The sequence below is a fragment of the Paenibacillus monticola genome (genome assembly GCF_009664975.1).
Lineage (GTDB): Bacteria > Bacillota > Bacilli > Paenibacillales > Paenibacillaceae > Paenibacillus_AQ > Paenibacillus_AQ monticola.
In genome coordinates this window covers 87,937-110,632 of the sequence record NZ_WJXB01000007.1, presented here as the reverse complement: position 1 = coordinate 110,632, position 22,696 = coordinate 87,937, and the positions used below count along the sequence as shown (strand labels likewise).

The 22,696-nt window shown below is 46.8% G+C and carries 18 protein-coding genes; 15 read left to right on the top strand and 3 right to left on the bottom strand.

Annotated features, from left to right (window positions below; translation table 11 throughout):
- Position 1: 1 nt before the first annotated feature.
- From GJB61_RS18430 to GJB61_RS18390, 9 genes are all read left to right on the top strand, one after another.
- Entirely contained in the window at positions 2-6,976 is a 6,975-nt protein-coding gene (locus GJB61_RS18430) for a non-ribosomal peptide synthetase (RefSeq protein WP_195724386.1), read from the top strand.
- 111 nt (positions 6,977-7,087) lie between these two features.
- Positions 7,088-8,353 (top strand): macrolide family glycosyltransferase, encoded by a 1,266-nt coding sequence (locus GJB61_RS18425; RefSeq protein ID WP_195724385.1) that lies wholly within the window; start codon positions 7,088-7,090, stop codon positions 8,351-8,353.
- A gap of 33 nt (positions 8,354-8,386) precedes the next feature.
- Entirely contained in the window at positions 8,387-9,628 is a 1,242-nt protein-coding gene (locus GJB61_RS18420) for a macrolide family glycosyltransferase (RefSeq protein WP_154120489.1), read from the top strand.
- Between the two features lie 146 nt (positions 9,629-9,774).
- Positions 9,775-10,317, top strand: a complete 543-nt coding sequence (locus tag GJB61_RS18415; RefSeq protein ID WP_154120488.1) for a GNAT family N-acetyltransferase — start codon at positions 9,775-9,777, stop codon at positions 10,315-10,317.
- A 142-nt stretch (positions 10,318-10,459) separates the two neighbouring features.
- The gene (locus GJB61_RS18410; protein ID WP_154120487.1) at positions 10,460-11,029 is read left to right on the top strand and encodes a YdeI/OmpD-associated family protein; all 570 of its coding nucleotides are present in this window, start codon (positions 10,460-10,462) and stop codon (positions 11,027-11,029) included.
- 119 nt (positions 11,030-11,148) lie between these two features.
- Positions 11,149-12,219: a hypothetical protein gene (locus GJB61_RS18405; protein WP_154120486.1), complete on the top strand. Its 1,071-nt coding sequence runs from the start codon at positions 11,149-11,151 to the stop codon at positions 12,217-12,219.
- A gap of 148 nt (positions 12,220-12,367) precedes the next feature.
- Positions 12,368-12,712 carry a YojF family protein gene (locus GJB61_RS18400; protein ID WP_154120485.1) on the top strand — a complete coding sequence of 115 codons (345 nt, stop codon included), beginning with the start codon at positions 12,368-12,370 and terminating at the stop codon, positions 12,710-12,712.
- Positions 12,713-12,735: 23 nt separating this feature from the next.
- Positions 12,736-13,410 carry a bacillithiol biosynthesis deacetylase BshB2 gene (gene bshB2, locus GJB61_RS18395; protein WP_154120484.1) on the top strand — a complete coding sequence of 225 codons (675 nt, stop codon included), beginning with the start codon at positions 12,736-12,738 and terminating at the stop codon, positions 13,408-13,410.
- 22 nt (positions 13,411-13,432) lie between these two features.
- The gene (locus tag GJB61_RS18390; protein WP_154120483.1) at positions 13,433-13,741 is read left to right on the top strand and encodes a hypothetical protein; all 309 of its coding nucleotides are present in this window, start codon (positions 13,433-13,435) and stop codon (positions 13,739-13,741) included.
- Between the two features lie 160 nt (positions 13,742-13,901).
- Here GJB61_RS18390 and GJB61_RS18385 read toward each other — a convergent pair whose 3' ends face one another.
- A complete protein-coding gene (locus tag GJB61_RS18385; RefSeq protein WP_229522001.1) occupies positions 13,902-15,173 on the bottom strand; it encodes a serine hydrolase domain-containing protein in 1,272 nt (423 codons plus the stop codon).
- Positions 15,174-15,426: 253 nt separating this feature from the next.
- Between GJB61_RS18385 and GJB61_RS18380 the strand changes: the two genes are divergently transcribed.
- Positions 15,427-15,708, top strand: coding sequence for a CD3324 family protein (locus GJB61_RS18380; protein WP_154120482.1), 282 nt, complete (start codon positions 15,427-15,429; stop codon positions 15,706-15,708).
- A gap of 184 nt (positions 15,709-15,892) precedes the next feature.
- Positions 15,893-16,864: an alpha/beta hydrolase gene (locus tag GJB61_RS18375; RefSeq protein WP_154120481.1), complete on the top strand. Its 972-nt coding sequence runs from the start codon at positions 15,893-15,895 to the stop codon at positions 16,862-16,864.
- 18 nt (positions 16,865-16,882) lie between these two features.
- On the opposite strand, the gene GJB61_RS18370 is transcribed toward GJB61_RS18375, so the two are convergent.
- Positions 16,883-17,758: a ketopantoate reductase family protein gene (locus GJB61_RS18370; RefSeq protein ID WP_154120480.1), complete on the bottom strand. Its 876-nt coding sequence runs from the start codon at positions 17,756-17,758 to the stop codon at positions 16,883-16,885.
- A gap of 187 nt (positions 17,759-17,945) precedes the next feature.
- Between GJB61_RS18370 and GJB61_RS18365 the strand changes: the two genes are divergently transcribed.
- Together GJB61_RS18365 and GJB61_RS18360 are read left to right on the top strand one after the other, a co-directional pair.
- Complete coding sequence (locus GJB61_RS18365; protein WP_229521999.1) at positions 17,946-18,506, top strand: TetR/AcrR family transcriptional regulator; 561 nt, start codon at positions 17,946-17,948, stop codon at positions 18,504-18,506.
- Positions 18,507-18,546: 40 nt separating this feature from the next.
- Positions 18,547-19,458, top strand: coding sequence for a glycerophosphodiester phosphodiesterase family protein (locus GJB61_RS18360; RefSeq protein WP_154120478.1), 912 nt, complete (start codon positions 18,547-18,549; stop codon positions 19,456-19,458).
- A 24-nt stretch (positions 19,459-19,482) separates the two neighbouring features.
- Here the strand turns inward: GJB61_RS18360 and GJB61_RS18355 are convergent, their stop codons facing one another.
- Positions 19,483-20,460, bottom strand: a complete 978-nt coding sequence (locus GJB61_RS18355) for a biotin--[acetyl-CoA-carboxylase] ligase (RefSeq protein WP_154120477.1) — start codon at positions 20,458-20,460, stop codon at positions 19,483-19,485.
- A gap of 190 nt (positions 20,461-20,650) precedes the next feature.
- Between GJB61_RS18355 and GJB61_RS18350 the strand changes: the two genes are divergently transcribed.
- Together GJB61_RS18350 and GJB61_RS18345 are read left to right on the top strand one after the other, a co-directional pair.
- Complete coding sequence (locus tag GJB61_RS18350; protein ID WP_154120476.1) at positions 20,651-21,205, top strand: biotin transporter BioY; 555 nt, start codon at positions 20,651-20,653, stop codon at positions 21,203-21,205.
- A gap of 5 nt (positions 21,206-21,210) precedes the next feature.
- Positions 21,211-22,695: a class I adenylate-forming enzyme family protein gene (locus GJB61_RS18345; protein ID WP_154120475.1), complete on the top strand. Its 1,485-nt coding sequence runs from the start codon at positions 21,211-21,213 to the stop codon at positions 22,693-22,695.
- The last annotated feature ends 1 nt before the right edge of the window (position 22,696 follow it).

The window sequence follows — 22,696 nt, the reverse complement described above, 5'->3', positions numbered from 1 at the left end:
AATGAAGACGGATGACGTTATGCCGGAGGGCAGTCCCTCCATTCAGGAGCTGAGAAGACAAAAGAAATATTGGGTTAAAAAAATGCTGGAGTTAAAAGAAGAAGAAACGCTACTAACGTTGTCTTCCTCACATCCTACTGAAGCCCCCGTTGTCTATCAAGCTGCATTCGAAGTGCCAGAGGATCTGGATGAGCGTCTGCGGAAGATGAGCGGAGCGTCTGCAGATGCACTGTTCCTGATTATGCTGTCCGCATTTAAATGCATGGTGTACAAGCATACGGGCAGCGGATCGATTACAGTAGCCTGTCCACAGCGCAAGCTTCCAGCTCAACCGGCCATGGCTTCAAGTGGTTCTTCATGGATCCCGCTTATTGATCAGCCGCCGGGTGATCGGTCTTTCCGGGAATGGCTCTATGAGGTCAAAACCACCTATGAAGCCGCATACAGCAATGGGAATTATCCTATTGAGAAGGTTATTCAGGATATGAAGGTGATTCATGACCGAGATTATTCTTTTTTACATCACATCCATTTTGCGATGAAGGAGCTTCACGGCGAGTTGAATCCGGAGGTACACACTAGTGGTCTGATCGTTGAATTCAGCTGTGAAAAGGGTGTTATTCAAGGCAGCATTGCCGGATCAAGCCTATTCTTCTCCGCACGGGCGGTGAAGAGTTTCAGCAGACAGTACATCCATATGCTTGGCGAGCTGACCGCTCTTCCCGACTGTCTGGTGAAGGAGAGCAGTTGGCAGTCTGGCGATGAACGCAACAAGTTGTTGACTGAATATGCCTCCGGAGTGAATCTTCCCGGTGTATCAAATATTATGGAGATGTTCGAGGAACAGGTCCTTCGTACACCGGAGGCAATCGCGGTCATTACCCCTGAACAGACCATGAGCTACCTTAAACTGAATGAAAAGGTCCATCGGTGGGGAAAGGCTCTAATCAAGAGCGGAGTAAAGCCTGGACAGGTCATCGCTCTGTATTTGGAACGTAGCGCGGAGTCGGCAGTTGCGATACTGGCCGTATTGTATGCGGGCGGATGTGTTCTGCCGATGGATATCCAGACTCCGGACGACCGCATTCGTTACATGCTGGAGGACGCCTCTGTAAGCCGGCTGATTACGCATTCGCGATATGCAGAGAAGCCCGTCTTCGCCGGAGTGGACAAGGTGTTTCAATGCGATGCCTTAAATGCGGAACAGGAAAACGGGGCAACCCTCGGCAGGGCAAGCAGCGGAACAGCGGCATATATCATCTATACTTCCGGTACGACCGGAAAACCCAAAGGCGTGCTTGTCCGACATGAGGGATTGGCGAACTCCATCTTCTGGAGAAGGGACGAGTACCGCCTGAATTCTCAGGACAGAACGATCCAACTCTTCTCCTATTCATTTGACGGCTTCATGACTGGTTTCTTCACCCCGCTTGTTTCGGGAGCCAGCCTGTTCCTGCCGACCGAAAGTCAGGTGAAAGATCCCCTTCGGCTAAAGCAGCTAATCCATGTTCATCAGATTACGCATTTTATATGCGTTCCCGCCCTGTACCAACTGCTGCTGGAGCAGATGAATGCTGAAGACGGAGCCTCCCTTCGGATTATAACATTGGCGGGGGAGCGGTTAGCACCATCCTTAATCGCGGAAAGTCAGAGAAAGCTTCCCAGAGTCGAAATTGTGAATGAATACGGTCCTACGGAAGCAAGTATAGTCGCCGTGTGCAAAAGAAATGTCAAGGAAGCTGCAGAAATAACAATCGGGCGACCGATTGCCAATATGAACGCCTATATTCTTGATGAGCGGCTTGAGCCTGTGCCGCCCGGCATCACCGGTGAGCTCTGTTTATCTGGTCACGGGCTGGCAGAGGGCTACTTAAATCGCCTAGAATTAACCGCAGAAGTGTTTATTTCCCATCCATTCATCCCTGGTGAAAGGATGTATAGAACGGGAGACTTGGCAAAATGGACGGATGACGGCGAAATCTGCTGTCTGGGCCGGAAAGATGGCCAGATCAAGCTGAGAGGGTACCGGATCGAGCTTTCTGAGATTGAGCAGCGACTTTTAGCCTATCCAGGAATTAAGACGGCAGCCGTTCTGTGCATAGAAGAAGATGGCATTCCGTCTCAGATTGCCGCCTATCTTCAATGTGAAGCGGTGCAGGCAAAGGAAATAAGGGCCTATATGGCCACTGAATTGCCGCACTACATGCGGCCTGCCCGTTACTACCGGGTCGACCGGCTGCCTCTTTCTGAGAACGGGAAGACGGATAAGAAAGCGCTCCTTTCGCTTGAGGAACCTACCGATCTCGATGTGGAATTCATTGAACCGGCAAATGAAATTGAACAGCAGTTGTGCCAAATCTTCTCGGACGTCCTGCAGATCAAACGGGTGTCTGCCGAAGAAAGTTTCTTTGACGTTGGGGGACACTCGTTGAAAGCGACGATGCTGATGTCCAGAATCCAAAAAGTGTTTGGTGTGGATATCAGTATCGATGACATTTTCGAGAAAAAGACCGTCAGAGCTTTGGCGGTATTGATCATTGAGACAGGGTCGAAGTCTTATCAAGCAGTGACTCCGGCGGAACCGGCCGCCTGGTATCCGTTGTCTTCTACACAAAAACGTATGTATGCCTTGTTCTGCCATGATCCGCAATCGACAGCATACAATATGCCAGAAGCACTGGTAATTGACGGTGACCTGGATAGAGAAAGACTTGAATATGCGATTACTATGCTGACGGCGCGACATGAGATTCTTCGAACGTCTTTTAAGATGGTGAACGGCGAACCAGTTCAGGTGACGCATACTCACAGTTCCTTTACCCTGGACTACACCGAAGAACCTCCCACAAATATAGAGGAGGCTATCCGAAATTTCGTGCGCCCTTTCGATCTTGGAGCACATCCACTGTTTCGCATCGGCGTTGCGCGAATGGAAGAGAGGAAACATCTCCTCTTGATCGATATTCATCATATCGTTGCTGATGGTGCTTCTGTAGGAATCTTCATTAACGAGCTTGCGGCACTATACAACGGCGACATGCTTCCCGAAATAGCTTTACAGTATAAGGACTTCTCGGTCTGGCAGCAACGAGGAAAGGATCATAACGAATTTGAAGCACAGGAACAGTACTGGCTCAAACAGTTTGAGAATGGAGTTCCGATATTAGATTTGCCATATGATTTTCCTAGGCCGAGGTTTAAGAATTTTGAAGGTGCACGGATTCCCTTTACCGTCGACGCCGCCACTATGACCTCTTTAAAAAGGCTGGCCACCGATCACGGCGTTACTTTGTTCATGCTGTTACTGTCAATTTACAGTCTCATGTTGTCCAAAATATCGGGGCAGGAGGAAATGGTTGTCGGCTCACCAGTTTCAGGCCGCATGCAGGCAGATCTGGAAGAGACGATGGGCATGTTCGTTAATGTCGTTCCAATTAAAAACACAGTATCTCCGCTGCTCGATTTCACCCAACTTCTGGCTCAGGTCAAGAAAAGTGCAATTGGAGCTTTCGAGAACCAGGCATTTCAATACGAAGAACTTCTGAGCAAGCTGGATTTCAGCAGGGACACCAGCCGAAATCCTCTGTTTGATGTTATGTTCGTACTGCAGAACATGCCGGAGAACCGTTTTGACTTCAAGGGACTTCATTTCACGCATTACGGATTCGAACAGACCATTTCAAAATTTGACCTTACGCTCGCTGGCTTCGAAGGAGGAGACGGGGTACTATATTTCGATCTGGAATATAGCACTAGTCTGTTCCTTAAAGAGACGGCAGCGCGATTCGTATCTTATTTCCAGCATATAGTACAATCCGTTATTGAGCAGCCTGGGATGCGATTAGATTCCATTACGCTGCTGTCTGCGGAAGAGCTGCATCGACAACTCGCTGGCTTCCATGCTCCTACCGGAATGGATTCGCCGAAGCGCACCCTGCCCGAGCAGTTCGCAGATCAGGTAGAACTTTATCCTTACCTAGATGCAATTCGGTTCGGTGAGGCGCGCTTGACCTATGGGGAACTGGATACCTTATCCGATCGCTGGGCAGCGTGGCTGGGACTTAACGGTATCGGCTTCGATGATGTTGTAGCCATCAAGCTGGAACGTTCCTTCGAAATGGTCATCTGTTTTCTCGCCGTATTGAAGGCGGGAGCGGTATATCTTCCTATAGATCCTTCCTTTCCGGCAGAACGGATTCAGCATATGCTTCAAGACAGCGGAGCAGCCTTGCTGATCACGGACGATTCCGAGGTGAAGAAAAGCGGTTTCATGGGAAGAACCGTTCTAAAAGATGCTGTGGGGCTTCCGGTGGAAGGCCGGGAAATTTCGGCGCGCAAGCCTCAATTAGACGATCGGGCTTATATCATTTATACCTCCGGTACGACCGGAAAACCTAAAGGTGTAGCATTGGAACATGCGGGAGTGGCCAATCTTCCGGAAGTATTTCGCACTAAGCTTGGGATTGGACCGAAAGACCGGATTTTGCAGTTTGCTCCCTGCTCATTCGACGCCTCCGTATGGGAATTCGCGATGGCGCTTACGTCGGGCGGTACGCTGTGCCTGGTATCGAAGGATACCATCGGAGATCCGGAATGGTTCGAGAGCTATGTGAACCAGATGGGGATCACGGTCGCGACGTTCCCGCCTTCTTATATGGAACGGTTACAGCCGGCTAAACTTCAGAGTCTGAGACTTGTCATTACAGCGGGGTCCGAGCCTTCGGCTGCTATGCTCGGGGAGTGGGTACAGCATATGCAATGCATCAATGCATACGGCCCTACAGAAGCGTCCGTATGCGCGGCGATGTGGGAAATTGAAGATTTGAACCTCCCGCATAAATTGCCGATGGGGTTCCCTATTTTAAACAGCAGGATCTGTATTGTGGATGCGGGGTTACATCCGCTTCCGGTCGGTGTGACTGGCGAGCTTTGCATTGCAGGGGTAGGTCTGGCCAGAGAATATCTTAATCAACCAGAGATGACTGCCCGGCAGTTCGTCTCCTCCAAAATACCAGGATTCGAGAGAATGTACCGAACCGGAGATCTGGCGAAACGACTTCCTGACGGCAATCTGGTCTATCAAGGCCGAATGGACAGTCAGCTAAAAATTAGAGGTTACCGGGTAGAACCAGGCGAGATCGAAGCTCATCTGCTTCTGCTGAATGGTGTGAAAAATGCAGCAGTTCTGTTAAAGCGGCAACCAAAAGGTCACGGAACGCTGATTGCCTATTACAGCGGGGTGTGCGCGCCGCAACCGAGGGAAATGAAACGCTTGCTGTCGGTAATGCTTCCCGACTACATGATCCCTACTATGTTCATGAAGCTTGATGCGCTACCTTTGACACTTCATGGCAAAGTGGATACAGCAGCGCTGAACAAGATTCCGCAAACTGTGGAGACCGGCAGCGACTTCCGCCTCCCGGTGAGCGATCAAGAAGCGCTTGTGATCGAAGTGTTCGAGGAAGTGCTTGAGAAAAAGGGCGTCGGGCCGGAGAATTCTTTCAATGAACTTGGAGGAGATTCCATCTCAGCCATGAAGGTCGTGTTTCTTCTGAAACGAAAAGGATTTTCTTTAGACGTCAGGGATCTACTCGTCCGACAATCAGCTGCTGCGCTAGGCGAATTGCTGATTCAACGCTCCACTGAGGGAAAGGTAGTCGCCGAGCTCCAAGCAGAGCCAAGAGAGCAGCAAGAGAAAATACAGGTGGAACCTGAAGAGACGAAGGAGTTGCCCGACCTGCTTCACCAGCTTACTATGCAGCAGCAAGCCTACGCACGTGAATTGGGCGACAATCCGGTAATCGGGAAAATCCCAGTTACCGCCATTCAGGCCATGCATCTGGGACGTTCCGAGAATGTCGGAGTTGTAATTCCTGTTTCTGCAAAAAGAAGCAAGGAAGACATCGCGTCTGCGGTGTTGAATCTTGTCCGTGAGCAGGAAATGCTTAGATGCTTTCTTTCAGGGGAGGGGGACGGAACCTGGAGCCTTCATGAACAACCAAACCATATTTCACTGCCTTTTGCCCAAATAGAGGGTCCTGAGGTAGAAGAGAAGATGAAGCAGATGATCCGGGACTTGTATACGGGCCGCTTTGATCATGACATTCCAGGTAGCTTATTATATCGAATGGTACTGATCGAGAATGGAGTTTCTGGAGAGAGGGTTCTCGTGTATGCATCCCATCATTCACTGTCGGACGGACTGAGTTGCAGTTTGATTGCGGAAACCTTGAGTCTTCCAGATGATTCTACTCTGTCCAGCAGGGGTGAAAATCCGGGCACGGTGTATCGTGATTATGTCCGTCTCTTGGACGAGGGACCACAAGGAATCAGTCTGGCCGAGCTGGAGAATAGGTTCGAGTTGCCGACATACCGTCATAACCTCTTTGAGTTGGAGGCCAAGATAAACAAGTTCCCCAAAAACCGACATACCATCATCGAGCTCGAAATCCCTCTGGCGGGCGACCTTCCTGAAGAAGGATGGCATACGGTGCTTGAAATGCTGGCTGTGTTTGGACGGGACTTCCTTCAGATGGACCAGTTGTCTGTTCAACTGGTCAGCGGCGGAAGAAGGTACGGCGGTCATACCTTTTATCATCTTGCCGGTAACTTTATCGATTATATCCCCGTGGTCCTGAACGTCGGAGAACCGGTCGAAATCAGTCTGAGTCGGATTCGGGAGCAGACGCAAGCCGTCGCCGCGCACCATATCAACTTCGCAGCTCTAGATATGGACTCGACCGGCAAGGCGATCCTGTTAAATTATTTTGGCGCTATGCAAGACCAAACAGCTACTAGTTGGAGTCCAGAGGATATTTCCTCTTACGAGGAGACTGCAGCACATTATGGTATCTGTTTTTATATCAGACATATGGGATCTTGTCTCAGGGTAGATATCGCACTGCCGTTTGAGACGGATGCGGAAGAGCTGAAGAAGCGGCTATCTGGAGATTCCGTACGCGGAATCCTGTCGTAAGATTTATAGGGTTCACACGATAAACTATCCTTATATTTCTAGAAGAAACGGGTAGCATCCCTATTTAAAGGATGGCTAAGCCGTTTCTTCTTGATGAAAGGTCGTGGCCTCATGGGAAAAGTTGCAGTGTTTAGCTATCCGTATTTCGGGCATGTCAATCCGACGGTGAGCTTGGTGAAAGAGCTTGTGGACAGGGGGGAGCAGGTCTATTACTATACAGCCGATCCCTATATGAAATTTATCCGTATGGAAGGCGTCATCTGCCGTAGCTACGGTGATGTAATCGGACTGCTTGATGAGGAGATTCCGATCCGTTCCACGGACCCCATAGAAATCCTGAAGCTACTGGTTCCGCACAAGCTGGACAAATACCAACGGATGACGAACCTGTTGATTGAACGTGTCATAGAAGACGAACCCGACTATATCATACGGGATTGTGAGTCCTACTGGGGGAAGATGATTGGTATCATGCTGGATGTTCCCGTGACCTGCTACATTACGACGATTGCTTTAAATGAAACCATTATGGACCAGCACACCGATTTTTTTGTCCGGAACGTGCTCGGCAACCCGGCGGGCCAATTTACTCTGCCGGTTGAAGGAACACGGTTCAGCGAAGTTCTGAATGCTTGCACCCGTGAACTCTCCCGTCCTTACTCGGTGCAATACAAAGCGATTGATGCTTTTTCAGGTGCTGATGAGTTCAATTTGGTCTTTACCTCCCGGGAATTTCAACCGTACGCGAATACATTCGGTTCCGATTATCTGTTTCTGGGTCCATCCATTCGCAAAGAAGAGGAAGATGGGGACAACTACCATGAACTAATGTCTTCAGGGACGCTGGTCTACATCTCTATGGGAACCGTGTACAATGACTGTCTGCCTTTCTACAGCAAATGTATCAATGCATTCCGGGATAACGGCTGGCAGGTTGTAATGTCCACCGGACAGCGGATTAACACAGCAGATCTGGGTGTTCTTCCCGGCAACTTCATCGTCAGATCTCATGTGCCTCAGCTCCGCTTGCTGCAAATGGCAGATGTATTTATCACTCATGGTGGTCATAACAGCACAAACGAAGCATTATATCATCATGTGCCGATGGTAATATTTCCCCAAGCGGCGGATCAATTTGCCGTTTCAGGTCGTGTTGAGGAAATTGGAGCGGGAGTGGTGGGAAACAGTCGGGAGTGTACCCCGGAAGATATCGCAGACATGACGATAAAAGTTCTCACCGATCCACGTTATCGGAATTCGTGTCAGGAGGTCGGTCAGGCGATACGGAATTCCGGAGGGGCTAAACTTGCCGTGGACGGTATTTTTGCCTTTTTGAACGGACAAATGCTTCAGAGTACTGATACTGGTTGTCTATAAAGCTTGTAATCAAACGGACGGAGGAACGGAATCATGGCTAAAGTGATGATATTCAGCCTTCCCTTTTTTAGTCACGTGAAGCCGACATTGCCTCTGGTGGCGGAACTTCTGGCAAGGGGAGAAGAAGTGATTTACTATTCCGACGAACCCTACAGGGAACTTCTGCAGGAATATGATGTTACGTTTCGAAGTTACGGCGATATGCAGGGATTATTTACCGACAATGATCCAGGAATTTATCTGAGTAATCCACGAATGATGCTTGAATATCTTGTGCCAGGAGTTATCGGCAAAAGCAAAACCGTGATGAACGCCATTCTGCATGAAGTTATGGCCGATCCACCAGATTATATTTTGCGGGATTGCGACGCCTTCTGGGGAAAACAAATCGGGAAGCTGCTGGAACTGCCAGTTGCCTGCTATATACTTACTTTCGCGATTAATCAAAAGCTGCTCGAACAGGATCCGTATTTTCTGATTCACAATGTTTTTAAGATAAAAGAGCAAGATTTCAAGGAGAGGGTGTCCGTCAGCGAACTTGATCAAGCTGCTGAGGAAATCGCGCAGAGGCAACACATTCTTGGTTTCGGCCTGATCGACGCGTTCAGCGGCAATGAAGAGTTGAATCTGGTGTACACATCCAAAGCATTCCAGCCACATGCCGATGCTTTCGATGAACGATTCGTCTTCTTAGGCCCGCAGTTTCCGGGAGCAGCCCCGGAATCCCTCCTTCGAAAGCAGCCGAAGAAAGAGGGAGGACTACCTCTCATTTATATTTCCTTCGGCTCGATCTATACAGACCGACCTGAATTTTACAGAAAATGCATGGAGGCGTTCAAGCACAGTGAAGCGAAGGTCGTCATGTCTGTGGGCCGGAACATGGATCTCTCTTTACTGGGTGAGCCACCGGAAAACATGGAGATTCATTGCTTTGTACCTCAACTAGAAATACTCCGGGAAGCGGATGTGTTTATTTCGCATGCTGGCTATAATAGTGTCTGCGAAGCATTGGTATTTGGTGTTCCCATGGTGCTGCTGCCCCAAGGCGCAGATCAGTTCGCTATCGCCGCCCGACTGGAGGAATTGGAAGCAGGGGTATACGTACGGAATATGGAGATCACTGCCTCACAGCTCAAAGAAATCACCTTCGAAACGATGAATAACAAACGAATTCAACATCAGGCGAGTACTCTGGGACAAAGCTTTTTCGGTGATGTAGGGATCGCCAGTGGAATTGAGACCTTGCTTGCTTATGTTTCGGCTTTAAGCATTTGAAGTCGTTATTATGGAGTTGACAGAAGCAAGCAGGTCATTCGAAAGTTGTCCTTACTGTCGAGGTAGCTGTGAATACCATTTTATTTCTGATTCTTCCGTCCTGTGATATAATTACCCAAAAATATTAGTTGGTAGGGATGGTGCGGATGTCAGAGCAGCAAGTGTACGTTCGGTTCCCTGAGGAAGCGGATGCCGAAGAAATGACAGCAATGTACAAGCGGAATCGGGAGTTTTTCGAGAAGTTTTCACCAAGCAACTCGGAGGAGTTCTATACGGTGGAGCACCAGCTCCAACTGATTATTAAGAGTAAGGCCGACAGAGAGGCGGACCGAAAATTTGACTTCTTGATATTCCAGAAGGAGGACGATCGGATTATTGGGAGTATAGGGCTCTCTTTTGTGGTGCGCGGGCCGCTTCAGAACTGTATGGTCGGATACAACCTAGACCAAGCATATAACGGCAAGGGTTATATGACGGAAGCAATTAAGCAAATCGTACGCTATGCCTTTGAGGAGTTAAAGTTTCACCGGATCACAGGGGAAGCCTCTCCCCGTAATCCCGGATCTATCCGCGTACTTGAGAACGCCGGGTTCCACAGAGAAGGTATCTCCCAAAGTAACGTGAAGATCAACGGGACATGGGAAGATCATCAGGTTCTGGCCATTATCAATCCATCCGTTGATATCTAGTCCTACTCTATAACGGGAGACGACGAGTTAAATAAATACGAAGTGACGGCAGCCTAATTTATAGCTGCCGTTTTCTAATCTATCGGATGACCTCGATATGTTGAAATGACATCTTTATCAGAAAGGAGATTGTATTGTATCTATGGAAATTGAAAATCAAATTCCAGTAAAAACGAGAGAAGATTTGCGGACTTGGCTACAGGAAAATAGTAAGACTGAAAAATTTTGTTGGGTGATAGTTAGTGTGACGCCGAAACCCGATACGTTGCTATATTTGGACGCGGTCGAAGAATCTTTGTGCTTTGGATGGATCGATGGAGTCAAAAAGAAAATATCTGAAACGGAGCTGGCACAGAGACTGTCTCCTAGAAGCAAGAGAGGTTCATGGACTGAATTAAATAAAGAACGTGTCCGTCGCCTTGAAAAGTTGGGGTTAATGAGAGACGAAGGAAGAAAGGTGCTTCCTGTTATGGATCACGATTCTTTTAAAATAGATAGGGTTATAGAGCAAAGGTTAAAAGAGGAAAAGGATGTATATGAGAATTTCTTGGCGTTTCCAGCTCTGTATAAAAGAATTCGGATCGACACAATACAAAGCTACAAAAGTCAGCCAGACTTATTTAAGAGTCGATTAGACAAATTTATAACAAACACCAAAGAAAATAAAATGTACGGTCAATGGCATGATAATGGTCGACTTCTAGATGCTTAAGTGAAGTAGGACATTCCTACATAGGAGGTATTTTTTGGTCTCCTGTCGAAATACTATTGAGTTGTTCTGGCATTCAGTCAGACAACCTACATACAATGGGGGAAGGAATTAGCATACCTATGAAGAAAATTGTGATACTGCTTACCGCTTTGCTGCTTGTGATCGGACTGAGCTATCCTGCGGGCACCGAACAAGCGGATGCAGCCGCTGCACCTGTTTATACGGAGATTTCCACATTTATAGACGGCAAACTGATCATCTCAGCTTCCAAGTCAGTACTCGTCAACGGTGCATCCTATGTGCCGGTGAAGCTTTTGAATCAGATCCCAGGCCTCACGATTGCCTCTGCTGCCTCAGGTGTGACCATAACGGGGACCACAGGAAGCGCCAAACTGAACAAGGACAACTCCGTCCTGTACAAGAACTCTAACTATGTCAACTTCAAAACACTGCTTAAGCTTGGCACCATTGATGGCAAATACGCCTCCAGCGCGGTTTCGTTGTTTATGTGGAGCACAGAAGAAGGCAAGACAAAGAGCAATAACATGCTTTACGCGATCAGTAAGCTGCCTGGAACCATGGGCCAGGCCATCGGCAAAAAGGTCTATATGTACGGACACCCAGGAAGCCATTGGGTAACGGACGTGCAGTATATAGATGAAACCACTCAGACCTTAACCATGCAGAACGAAGCTGGAACCGTATGGACGCTAGATTTGACCAACTATGAAGACAATACCATGTATACAGCAGAAACTCTCCAATTACTGAAAGATGTCATTAACGGGCATGCTGTATGGGCCAGAAATTCAGAAATTTCTAACAGCCCTTTTAAGAATATGGAGAAAGCTTCGGTTAAAGACTTCCGGTCCAATCCTAATAGCGGAAATTTAGAGATCATTATTCGCCGGGCGAATGGGCAAGAAGTTAATATGAATATACCGCCGAGTGCTAATCCAGCTGAATACGTCACCGGACTTTTTTACATAGAAAATCCGCGCAATGCCATCAGTGATAAAGTATGGGCGGCAATCCGGGAAGAGCGGGTTATCGTCGGAATGAAGCCAGAAGAGGTCTTTCTTTCCTGGGGAACGCCCGACAGCATTAACGAAGATTTAGCATATGTCGTTTACGGCAACGTGTACTTGTACTTCATCAATAATAAGGTTTACTACATTTATAAGATGTAACTTAGCCATGATTTAACCAAGGCCTAAAGAACACGGCAGTCCCGGGGGGCAATCCCTAAAGGGCTGTCGTGTTTATTTTATTTGAACATTCCAGTATTATATAGTTTGACTGCAATTAAATTGTTTAATACCACACAAGGAGGCCACTATGCTGCCGATCCACCCTCAAGACATCCAATTCCAGATCGACCGGCTCGCCGGTCAGGACTTATTCTTACACCTTGAAGTTTCGTCAGGCGCCTATGCCAATCACTTGGACAGTTCCCGCCCGCCAGCGTCAGCGTTCATTAGTAATGCGGTCATCCGATATACGCAAGGCTCCATCTCTGGTACGGGCCCTTACCGGGTCGGCCTTAAGACAGAGCAGGGCTGGATTTATGCCGAAGGCCTAACACATGTTGATGAGTTTGAAACGGAACAACTCATCATGGCTGGACATGATACTCAAGGTAAACTAATTGTGGCATTGCAACTCGGTCAGAATAGGTTTTGATGAAAGTAGAGGATTAAGTAATCATGAATACTATACATGTTGAACATCAGAATATCTTAGTTGTGTTTCCCCATCCTGACGATGAGGCGTTCCTAGTATCAGGAACGTTGGCCATGTATATAGGAGCAGGGGCCCAAGTCACCTATGCTTGTCTGACACTGGGAGAAATGGGGCGCAACATGGGGATTCCGCCGTTCGCGAACCGTGTCACCTTGCCAGCGATCCGCAAGGAGGAACTGGCAGCGTCCTGCCGTGCAATTGGGATCCAAGACTTAAGAATGCTCGGCTTCCATGATAAAATGATTGAGTTCGAAGACCAGCAACTGCTTGATGATCAGATCATGATGCTGCTTAAAGAACTGACTCCGTCGCTAGTCATCACCTTCTACCCAGGGTACAGCGTGCATCCCGATCACGATGCTACCGGAGCCGCTGTCATTCGAACGATTGCCCGGCTCCCCGTGGTAGAGCAACCGCTTGTACATTGCATTGCTTTCTCTAGTGATCACGAGAAGATGATCGGGAAAGCGGATGTAACCATAGATGTGACCGCATACCTTGCAAAGAAAATGGAATCAATTCAATCGCACCGTTCGCAGTTCCAAGCGGCGGAGCTGGTTGGGGAGCGGGATCTGAATGATGAAGAAATCCAGAGCCGGTTCGGAACAGAACAGTTCTGGACCTACCGGTTCGATTAAAAAAAATTTTGGAGGCCCATCAATGAATCAGCGTTTTCGTATAACCCGCTCCATGCAACAAAACAATGTGGAGCAATCCCTCTCATTGGAAGAATGTAAACATTACTTTGCAGCCAAACCTGACTTTACATACTCACAGGTTTTTACCGTTAAGGGACCAGATACCCTAATGTCCATCGATGGTGATTTTTTCATGTGGAAGCACGAGGACGTGGAAATTCCTTTCCGGCTATACTTGGGTGATTTATATGTAGCGATCTCAAACGAAGCCATAGTTCCCAAAATGCTTGAAATTGCAACTGATCTGCTAGCTGACGTGGTTGAAGGCTAACCTTCAAGAGGAGCTTCAGGCAAAATTGTGGGGGAGACCCGCAATGGTCGCCGGTATTAACCCTGCTGAGGCTCTATTGCAACAAAAGCAGTCCAGCCTCAACCGAGGCGGACTGCTTTTGTTCGTTTAGCTTGATTATCCAAGTAGCGAGTGTTTCCCCTTACAAGGTGCTGAACACAATATTGCGCAGCTTGCGCGTAATCGCCATCGTGCCGGCATCTTTTTTCTGGATCATAAATAGGATCGTCAGACCGTCTTGAGGACTGTTGCTGAAATACGCCCCAAGCCAGCCGTCCCAGCCGTATTCGCCTTGGCTGCCGATTAATCCGGCTTGCCTAGGGTCGGTCATGATGCGCATTAGGTTTCCATAGGAATGACCGCACAACGAATCCCACGTATCAAAGCCTTTTTGCTGGCGATCGGTTAATGCAGCCGACGTCAAATATTGAACTGTTCTAGGCTTCAACAATTGAACGCCGTTAAAGCTGCCTTGATTCATCAACATCGTCGTAAATTTGGCGGCATCTTCAATCGTGGATGCAAGACCTGCTCCGCCTGACTCGAATGCCGGTTTTCTATCCATCTGATGGCCGATGCCAAGATGGCTTTCCGCATATAGCTTCAAACCACCTTCGCCGTCATCCTGATAGATTTTGGCAAGGCGGTTTCTTTTTTCTTCAGGGAGCCAGAAACCGGTATCTTTCATTTGCAACGGTTCGAATATTTCCTTTTCCAAAAATTCACCGTACCGCATGCTGGTAACCGCTTCCACAATCGCGCCAAGGACGTCCGCCGACGTTCCGTATTGCCAGTATGATCCCGGCTCGAACGAAAGGGGGACTTGCCCCAAGAGGTTTGCAAATTCCATTGTACTCATTGGGTTTTCACCGTACAAACGGCTGCCCAATTTTTGGAACAAAACATCCGTTTGCTGCCCGGCTTTATCAGTTCCGCCGTATACCAATCCCGAAGTCATGTTCAGCAAGTCGTGAATGTTGACTTCCCGGCTGACAGGCACCAGCTCGCCGTTTAGCTCGACCCGTTGGTTTTTGAAACCCGGAATATAGCGGCTGACAGGATCGAACAAATCGATATCTCCTCGCTCAAGCAGCATCATGACGGAAGTGGCCGTAACTGGCTTGGTCATCGAATACAGGCGGAAAATCGAATCCCTTGCAATAGGACGTCCTAACTCAAGGTCAGCCAAGCCGTCTTCATGGTAAAAAACTTCCTTGCCGTCCTTGATCACCATGAAGTTAGCACCGGCGATTTCTTTGTTGTCGATACTTTCTTTCAGCGTTTTTTTTAATAGATTGGTTATGTTTGTCTCCATCAGTCTTATGACTCCCTCTCTAGAATAAATTCCCTTAAGCAAAACAGATATTAACAATTCACTATAGAGAATATTAAATGCTTTTGGTCCGGTTGGCAATCGGTGTTGCAACAAAATCGATTCTACGTTATTTACTGTATACTGAGAGTATGTTATATTTTTATGCGAAAAGGGGGTGCTAATCAGATGGAGAATCAATTTAGATTGTCTGGTACTTCTTCCACTCATGCAAAGCCTGTAATTGGAAAAGCGTTACTTTGCGTGGGGCTGAACAGTTTTAAACGCTGAACAAACTTTTCTAATATTTGGGCTTTGCAACTTATTTTATTATAAAAATAAGGGGCGGGCAAAATTGAAATATACGAATGCAGCAAAAGTATTACCTGAAAAGTTAATCATGGAAATCCAAAAATATATTCAAGGTGAGACGCTTTACATTCCTAAGCAAGAGACGGATTATAAGAACTGGGGAAGCTTAAGTGGCGGAAGACGGTTGCTGGATCAACGAAATGAAGCTATCAGAGATGCTTTTAATAGCAACAGTAGTATTGAGCAACTAGCAAAAAAACACTTTCTCTCCATCGATACCATTAAGAGAATTGTTTATTCAAAAAAAAATAAATTTAAAATATAAGAATTTCACACGATAAATTATCCTTATATTTCTCGAAGAAACGAGTGTCGTCCTTATAAAGGACGACACTCGTTTCTTCTTATGTCAACAATGATTCTAAATCATTGTTTTCATTTTAAATGCTCACTGCATCTTCTAGAATAGAAATAGAAACGTTGTGAAATAGAAGAGGGAGATTATGAATATGAGTGAGCAAAAAAGCAGAAGCAGACATCTGATTGATCCAGAAATCATTAGCGCAATTGATTTAATACCAACAAGTGATCTTACCGAACAGACATTAATGGAATCACGTAAGAGTCAATCACAAATGATGCCGCATATAGATGTAACGCAGCTGTTCCCTGTTACATTTGAAGAGAAGATTGTGCCAAGTTATTTTGGTGGTCCAGATATTCGAATAGAAATCATTAAGCCAAAACAATCCAAACTTAATAAGATGCCTTTATATTATTGGATTCACGGTGGTGGGATGGTATTAGGCAGTCCAGTCTTTGATCGTCCAGGTAATGCATCACTTGCTGCACAACATGGTTTCTGTTGCGTATCTGTGTATTATCGCCTAGCACCTGAGCATGTTCAGCCAAGTCAGTTACAAGATTGCTATTCGGGCCTGAAATGGTGTATTGAACATGCGGAGGAATTAGGGATCGATACTCAGAAAGTTGCCCTTGCAGGCGGAAGCGCTGGCGGCGGTTTAGCCGCTGGACTAGCTCTATATATTCGTGACCAGAAGGAATTCGACATCCATCATCTAAGACTATTGAGACCCATGCTTGATGACCGTACAAGTATAGCTCCAGATCATCCCTATGCAGGGGAGTTTATTTGGACAAAACAAAGTAATTATTTTGGCTGGAAATCTATATTAGGGCTTGAACCAGGTCAGGAAGGCGTAAGTGAGTATTACGTGGCTGCGCGTGCACAGTCATTGGCCGGGTTACCAGCCACTTATATTAATATAGGTACCGTTGATTTATTCATAGATGAATCCTTATTATTTGCAAAACAACTGGTTTTTGATGGTGTCGCGGTAGAATTACATGTCTATCCTGGGTATCATCATCTGTCGGCCATGTTTCCAGAGGCCCATTTTTCAAGTGAAGGCGCCGAATCTAGTGAACACGCCTTACTAAAAGCTCTGCAGTTACTTTGATATTTTGATTATTTAGTTCTAAAGGGATAGCTTTTTATGAAATACCTCATCCAATAACAGTATTTCTGCTTTTGCACTGACAGCATGGTTTCCAAGCTTAACATCAATGATAAAGTCATTGCTCAGCATCTGGCGGTAATGGGCTATAATATATTGTTCGGGCAATTCTCCCATTGACTTCGTTTCGGGCGGGATTACGGAGATTCCAGCTTGCTCTACCAGGCGGATATTTTGTTTAATATCTGCGGCGACCTTGCTTAGAATACTTTCACTTCTTGCAGTCTCTATATCGACCATTCCGTCATTCGTGTAGAAATGCTTGTTGACGGCAGCAAGCGCAGCATGCGAAACATGGAATGCTTGAATGTCTTTCTGAATTTCATAAGGTAAATCCGCTGTTTCCAATATTTTGGCAAGCTTGTTCACTCTTTCGGTAGTTTGTCCATTTATTTCACCAAAAAAGGTTTTGGAACCGAATTGGGCGTATAGAACATCTTCTTTGATGTCTCCACCTGCACCCGGGAATCCAGGAAGTAACCGATCACCCACGATTTCCAGCCAGGAATCATAACCAATGGTGTTGGTCAGAGTGATTATTGTTTTGCTCTGATTATTCTTGATATCAGACAGGGCAGATTCGGCCTGATCATATCGTACAGGAACAAAGATGAAATCATAGATGTCGTCGTTGGCAAGCTTTTCTATCGTCTTGATAGATATTTGCTTTATCATCCCATTATCGTTGTATCGCAGCCCATCCCTTTGAAGTATATCCAGCCTCTTTCCTCGGGCCATCAATGTGACGTCCAGACCCAACTGTGCAAATCTAAGTGCGTATACGCTGCCAATCACACCGGCGCCAACTATCAAAAGTCTGTTTTGTTGTATGTTCAATAGTATCCTTCCTTTCAATCAACTAGTCAAAGGTTGTCTAAGCAACATCTGTTCGATATAATAATAGAACGGTATTCTTATGATTACAATCGGCAGATAGAGTGGAGAGCTGCTTAAACAACAGATTATGATATTTGATGTTTTAGAAGGGGATATAGATATGGTAAATCAGGAGGATCCAAGAGTTTTGCGCACACGACAGCTAATTAGGGAAGCATTCAGAGAATTGTTGCAGATTAAAGGATTTGATGCCATAACCATAAAAGATATCGCACAGAGAGCTACCCTTAACCGAGCTACTTTTTATACCCATTATGTAGATAAATATGCTTTGCTGGAAGAAATCACTGAAGAAGCTTTTCACAAGATGATTCCGGAACAAGTGGAGAATGCTCAGGAGTTTACGGCTGAAGTTTGTGCCGAATTGATCTTGATGACACACCGCTACATCGTAGATTTTTATCGGATATGCAGAGTGGATTCCAAATCGATTGCTACACTTGTGAATGAGAAGATAAAAAGTATGTTGCAGCAAATCATAGAAAGCATATTTTCGAAAGGAAATAACCACCCTATAGTAGAACGTCAACATACAAAGATCATTTCGGCCATGACAGGCTCAGCGATCTATGCTGCGGCATATGAATGGTTAACGGTTGGGGAAATAGATCGAACCGATTTACTTGTAGACATAGTTCGTCCCTATGTAATGAACGGACTGGGGCTATCGCAATCGCTTAGAGAGTAGGAGCGTCAATAAAGGAATAAAGAAAAATGAGGACAACAAAATGGTGAAAACTTACAGGCAAAAGGCTTATTTTATAGGAATACATGTTTTATTGGTTATTTTCTTATTTTCAACACTGTACGCTTATTCCCCGTCGATTCGGGTTAAAGTTAAAGAAATTATTGATCCTGCGGATAAAGTATATACGATTGCCCACCGTGGTGCTTCAGGATATGCTCCTGAGAATACACTGCCTGCCTTCGAGCTGGCGATCGAAATGAAGGCGGATTATATTGAGCTCGACATCCAGTTAACCAAGGATCATATTCCTGTCGTGATTCATGATGAGAGCGTTAACCGTACAACCAATGGCAAAGGGTATGTCAGAAACATGACCCTAGAGCAGATTAAACGGTTCGATGCAGGATCATGGTTCAACGAGGCGTATCCGATGTTTGCCAGAGATAAATATGCAGGCACTTCAATTCCCACACTTGATCAGGTATTCGACACTTTCGGGAAAAATATCTACTATATCCTTGAAATCAAGGATTCTACTCCAAACAATAATATTGAATCCTTATTAAACGAATATATTACGAAATATGATATGGAGAATGTAGTGGCCATTCATTCATTCAGCGGAACCAGTTTGCGAAAGTTTCATAAAATCAATCAGGATATTCCGTTATATCAACTCGTATGGAATGATTATGCTGTGGTGAGAGTCTCAGAAGCTTATCTGGCGGACTTGAAATCATACGCAGTCGGAATCAGTCCAAACTTTCAAGGGATCACTTCGGCTTATGTGGCGCAGGTGAAGAATTCCGGGCTCAAGGTGATGCCTTATACGGTGAATTACCAAGTCAATATGAATAAAGCCTATCTTTGGGGTGTGGATGGAGTGTACACCAATTTTCCTGACCGTTTTCTTGAAGTTATTGAAACCAACAGAGAAAACGCTCAGTGGTAATGCAATTGGGGTCGGGAAGTGTCCTTAAATTTTAATGCTGACTTCTCCGCTTGAAAGATATTCCTCGTCACCATTCTCATATCTGACTTTCAGACGACAATCGTTATCGATATCGATGGCTGTTGCCTCACGTTGTTTATTATCCTTCATCACCGTTACGGGTTTGCCAAGTAACATGATTCGTTCTCGATATTCGGAAAGAAACATTCTATCCGTTAAATGCTCATAATATCCCATGAAATGGTTTATTACTTCTGCCACGAGCCGGTTACGGAGATCACCATGAGGATTGCCTTCAGAAAATACGGATGTTGCAACCCCGGTAAGATCGTTAGGAAAGCCACCCGTCGGCAGTGACACATTGATACCAATGCCGAGAACGGCATAATCTAGCCAACCGTTTTCCAGGGACATGGAAGCTTCGGTAAGGATCCCGCAGACCTTTTTCCCATCCATGAATACGTCATTAACCCATTTTATTTGTGTGTCTTTACCGGATACACTTTCGATGGCAAGAGCAACAGCGACTGCGGCGGAAGTCGTCAGAAGAATGGATTCTACCGCTGATAGTTTTGGACGCAGCAGAATGCTCATATAGATACCCGTTCCCGGAGGAGAAAAAAATTTCCGACCCTTTCTTCCGCGGCCAGCGGTCTGCTCTTCCGAAAGGATCACTTTGCCTTCTGCTTCTCCATTTGAGGCCAGGGCTTTTACGGCTTCGTTCGTTGAAGGTATTGTCTTAAAGACTTCAAGACCCAGCTTTTGACCCTGTGTATCCAGATATTTTGAAATGGCACCGGCAGACAAGATATCCGTATGGGGCGACAGGGAATATCCTTTATTGGTCACAGCCTGTATAGAATAACCGTCCTTCTGCAGCGATTTTATGGCCTTCCAGACAGCGCTGCGCGTCACGGATAAGCGTCCAGCTATTTCTTCACCCGATATATATCCACCTTTGTTACCGTCGAGCAAGGTTAGAATATGTTCTTTAACTGACATGGACATAACCCTCCAAAAGTATAACTTTCCGACCAAACCTCTTCGAATATATTAACATGCTTCTCTAATAATAGGAAAACTCATGTGTTTTATTTTACCCTTATTGTGAACCTTTATAATTTTTTAGGTTTACAATATAGATTACCTCCATTATAATTCAGCTTACATCTTACCTATGGAGGTCATTTTCTTGAAAACAAAAGAACTTGTTTATGCCGCATTATTCGCAGCTCTCATCGCGGTGCTTGGTATGATTCCGCCCTTGCCCCTCGGCTTTATCCCTGTTCCGATCACCGCCCAGACGCTTGGCGTCATGCTCGCTGGTTGTTTCTTGGGTAAACGGATGGGGGCCCTCAGTCTAGTCGTTTTCATCATCCTTGTAGCTATTGGCTTGCCGGTACTGACCGGCGGACGCGGCGGACTGGCGGTGCTCGTTGGGCCGTCTGCTGGATACATATTCAGCTGGCCGGTCACGGCCTGGCTCATCGGCTGGTATTCCGAAATAATCTGGCCGAAGGTCCAAACATGGAAGCTTTTAGTCATCAATCTGATCTTTGGCGTATTGCTGGTGAATCTGATTGGTGCATCCATCATGGCTTGGATAACGAATACGGCGGTCTGGGCCGGACTTGTCGGTGCGCTCGCCTTTCTTCCGGGAGATATCATCAAAGCCGTTATTGCAGCTGTCATAACGATGCAGCTTAAAGCCATCAGCCCGATTGAAGAAAAAGTGCAGGCGCGGTGATATCCATGAACCTGGTAGAGCACATTCTAGAATTAGCACAGATTGCCCCTGAACTCATCGCGATTACGGACGGCCGGGAAGAACGTACATACGCTCAGCTCATGAAGCTGGTTCAGCAGGTTTCAAACGGATTGCGGCATGGTGGACATACGAAACGCAACATCGCTATTCTGTCCGGAAACCGCATGGAATTCGTAGAGTTGCTTCTCGGCGCCATCTATGCGGGATGCGTTCCCATACTGCTGGACCCCAAATGGCCACCGGGTGAAATAGATAAGGTGATCCGGCAGTGCGAGCCCGGGCTGATCGTTTGTGAAGGGCGCTTTGCATCAGATCTCGCAAAACGTTATAAAGAGATTCCACAGTTATACTTCGTGGAAGATCAGCAACCCGGCAGCTATTGCTCTTGGCTGGCTGGCTTTGTTCCAGATGCCCTGGCGGAAGAGAACCCCGAACTGCTGTTCATCGGGTATACGTCAGGCACAACCGGCCTCCCTAAGGGGTACATGAGGACTCATTTGTCGTGGTTAAGAAGCTTCGAGGCGACAGAGAAGGCATTTAAGCTGAACCGCATACAGCACGTGCTTGCACCAGGGCCTTTCGTGCATTCCCTATCACTGTTCGCCATGATGCAATCCCTATACAGTCTGGCGACTTTTCATCTTCTCCCGGAATTTGATGCAGAGAGCGTACTGAACCTCTGCTCTCGCGAACCGGATATGATCCTGTTCGTTGTGCCCACGATGATTGACGCTTTGCTTCGGCAAGCGGCTTCAAGCACCGCACAGAAATCCATGCAGACCCTGATCAGCTCTGGCGGCAAATGGCCCGAGTCTTCGAAACAGAGGTGCCGCGAGATGTTCAAAGAGACGAAGCTCTATGAGTATTACGGTTCGTCGGAGGCCAGTTACATCTGTTATCTTGAGATAACCGGGGAGGAGCAGCCGGATTCCTTGGGCAAATCGTTCGACGGGGTGCACATTTCGATCCGCGACGAGCAGTTCCGCGAGGTCCCTTCGGGTACGATTGGTGAGCTGTACATCCAAAGCGAAATGATGTTCACCGGGTATCACCAGCTGCCAGAAGAGACGGCAAGCGTATTTCGCGACGGCTGGCTGCGTACGGGGGACTACATTTTCCTTGATCAAGGCAGGCATTTACACTTGGCTGGCCGGGCCAGCAATATGATCAAAAGCGGGGGCCTTAAGGTGTTCCCCGAAGAAGTAGAGGCTGTGCTGCTCCGCATTCCGGCTATTCGGGAGGTCATGGTATTCGGCAAAGCGGATGACCGGTGGGGGGAGCAAGTAACAGCGTTGATTCAATGGGACGGAGAACAGCGGCTCAGTCTGGATGAAATCAGGAATTACTGCCGCCCCTATCTTGCAAGCTATAAGGCACCTAAGCAGCTCGTTACTGTGGAACGATTCATTTATACAAGTTCTGGAAAAATAGTGCGCCAAGAGATGAAGACGATAGGAGAGAAGGGATGAA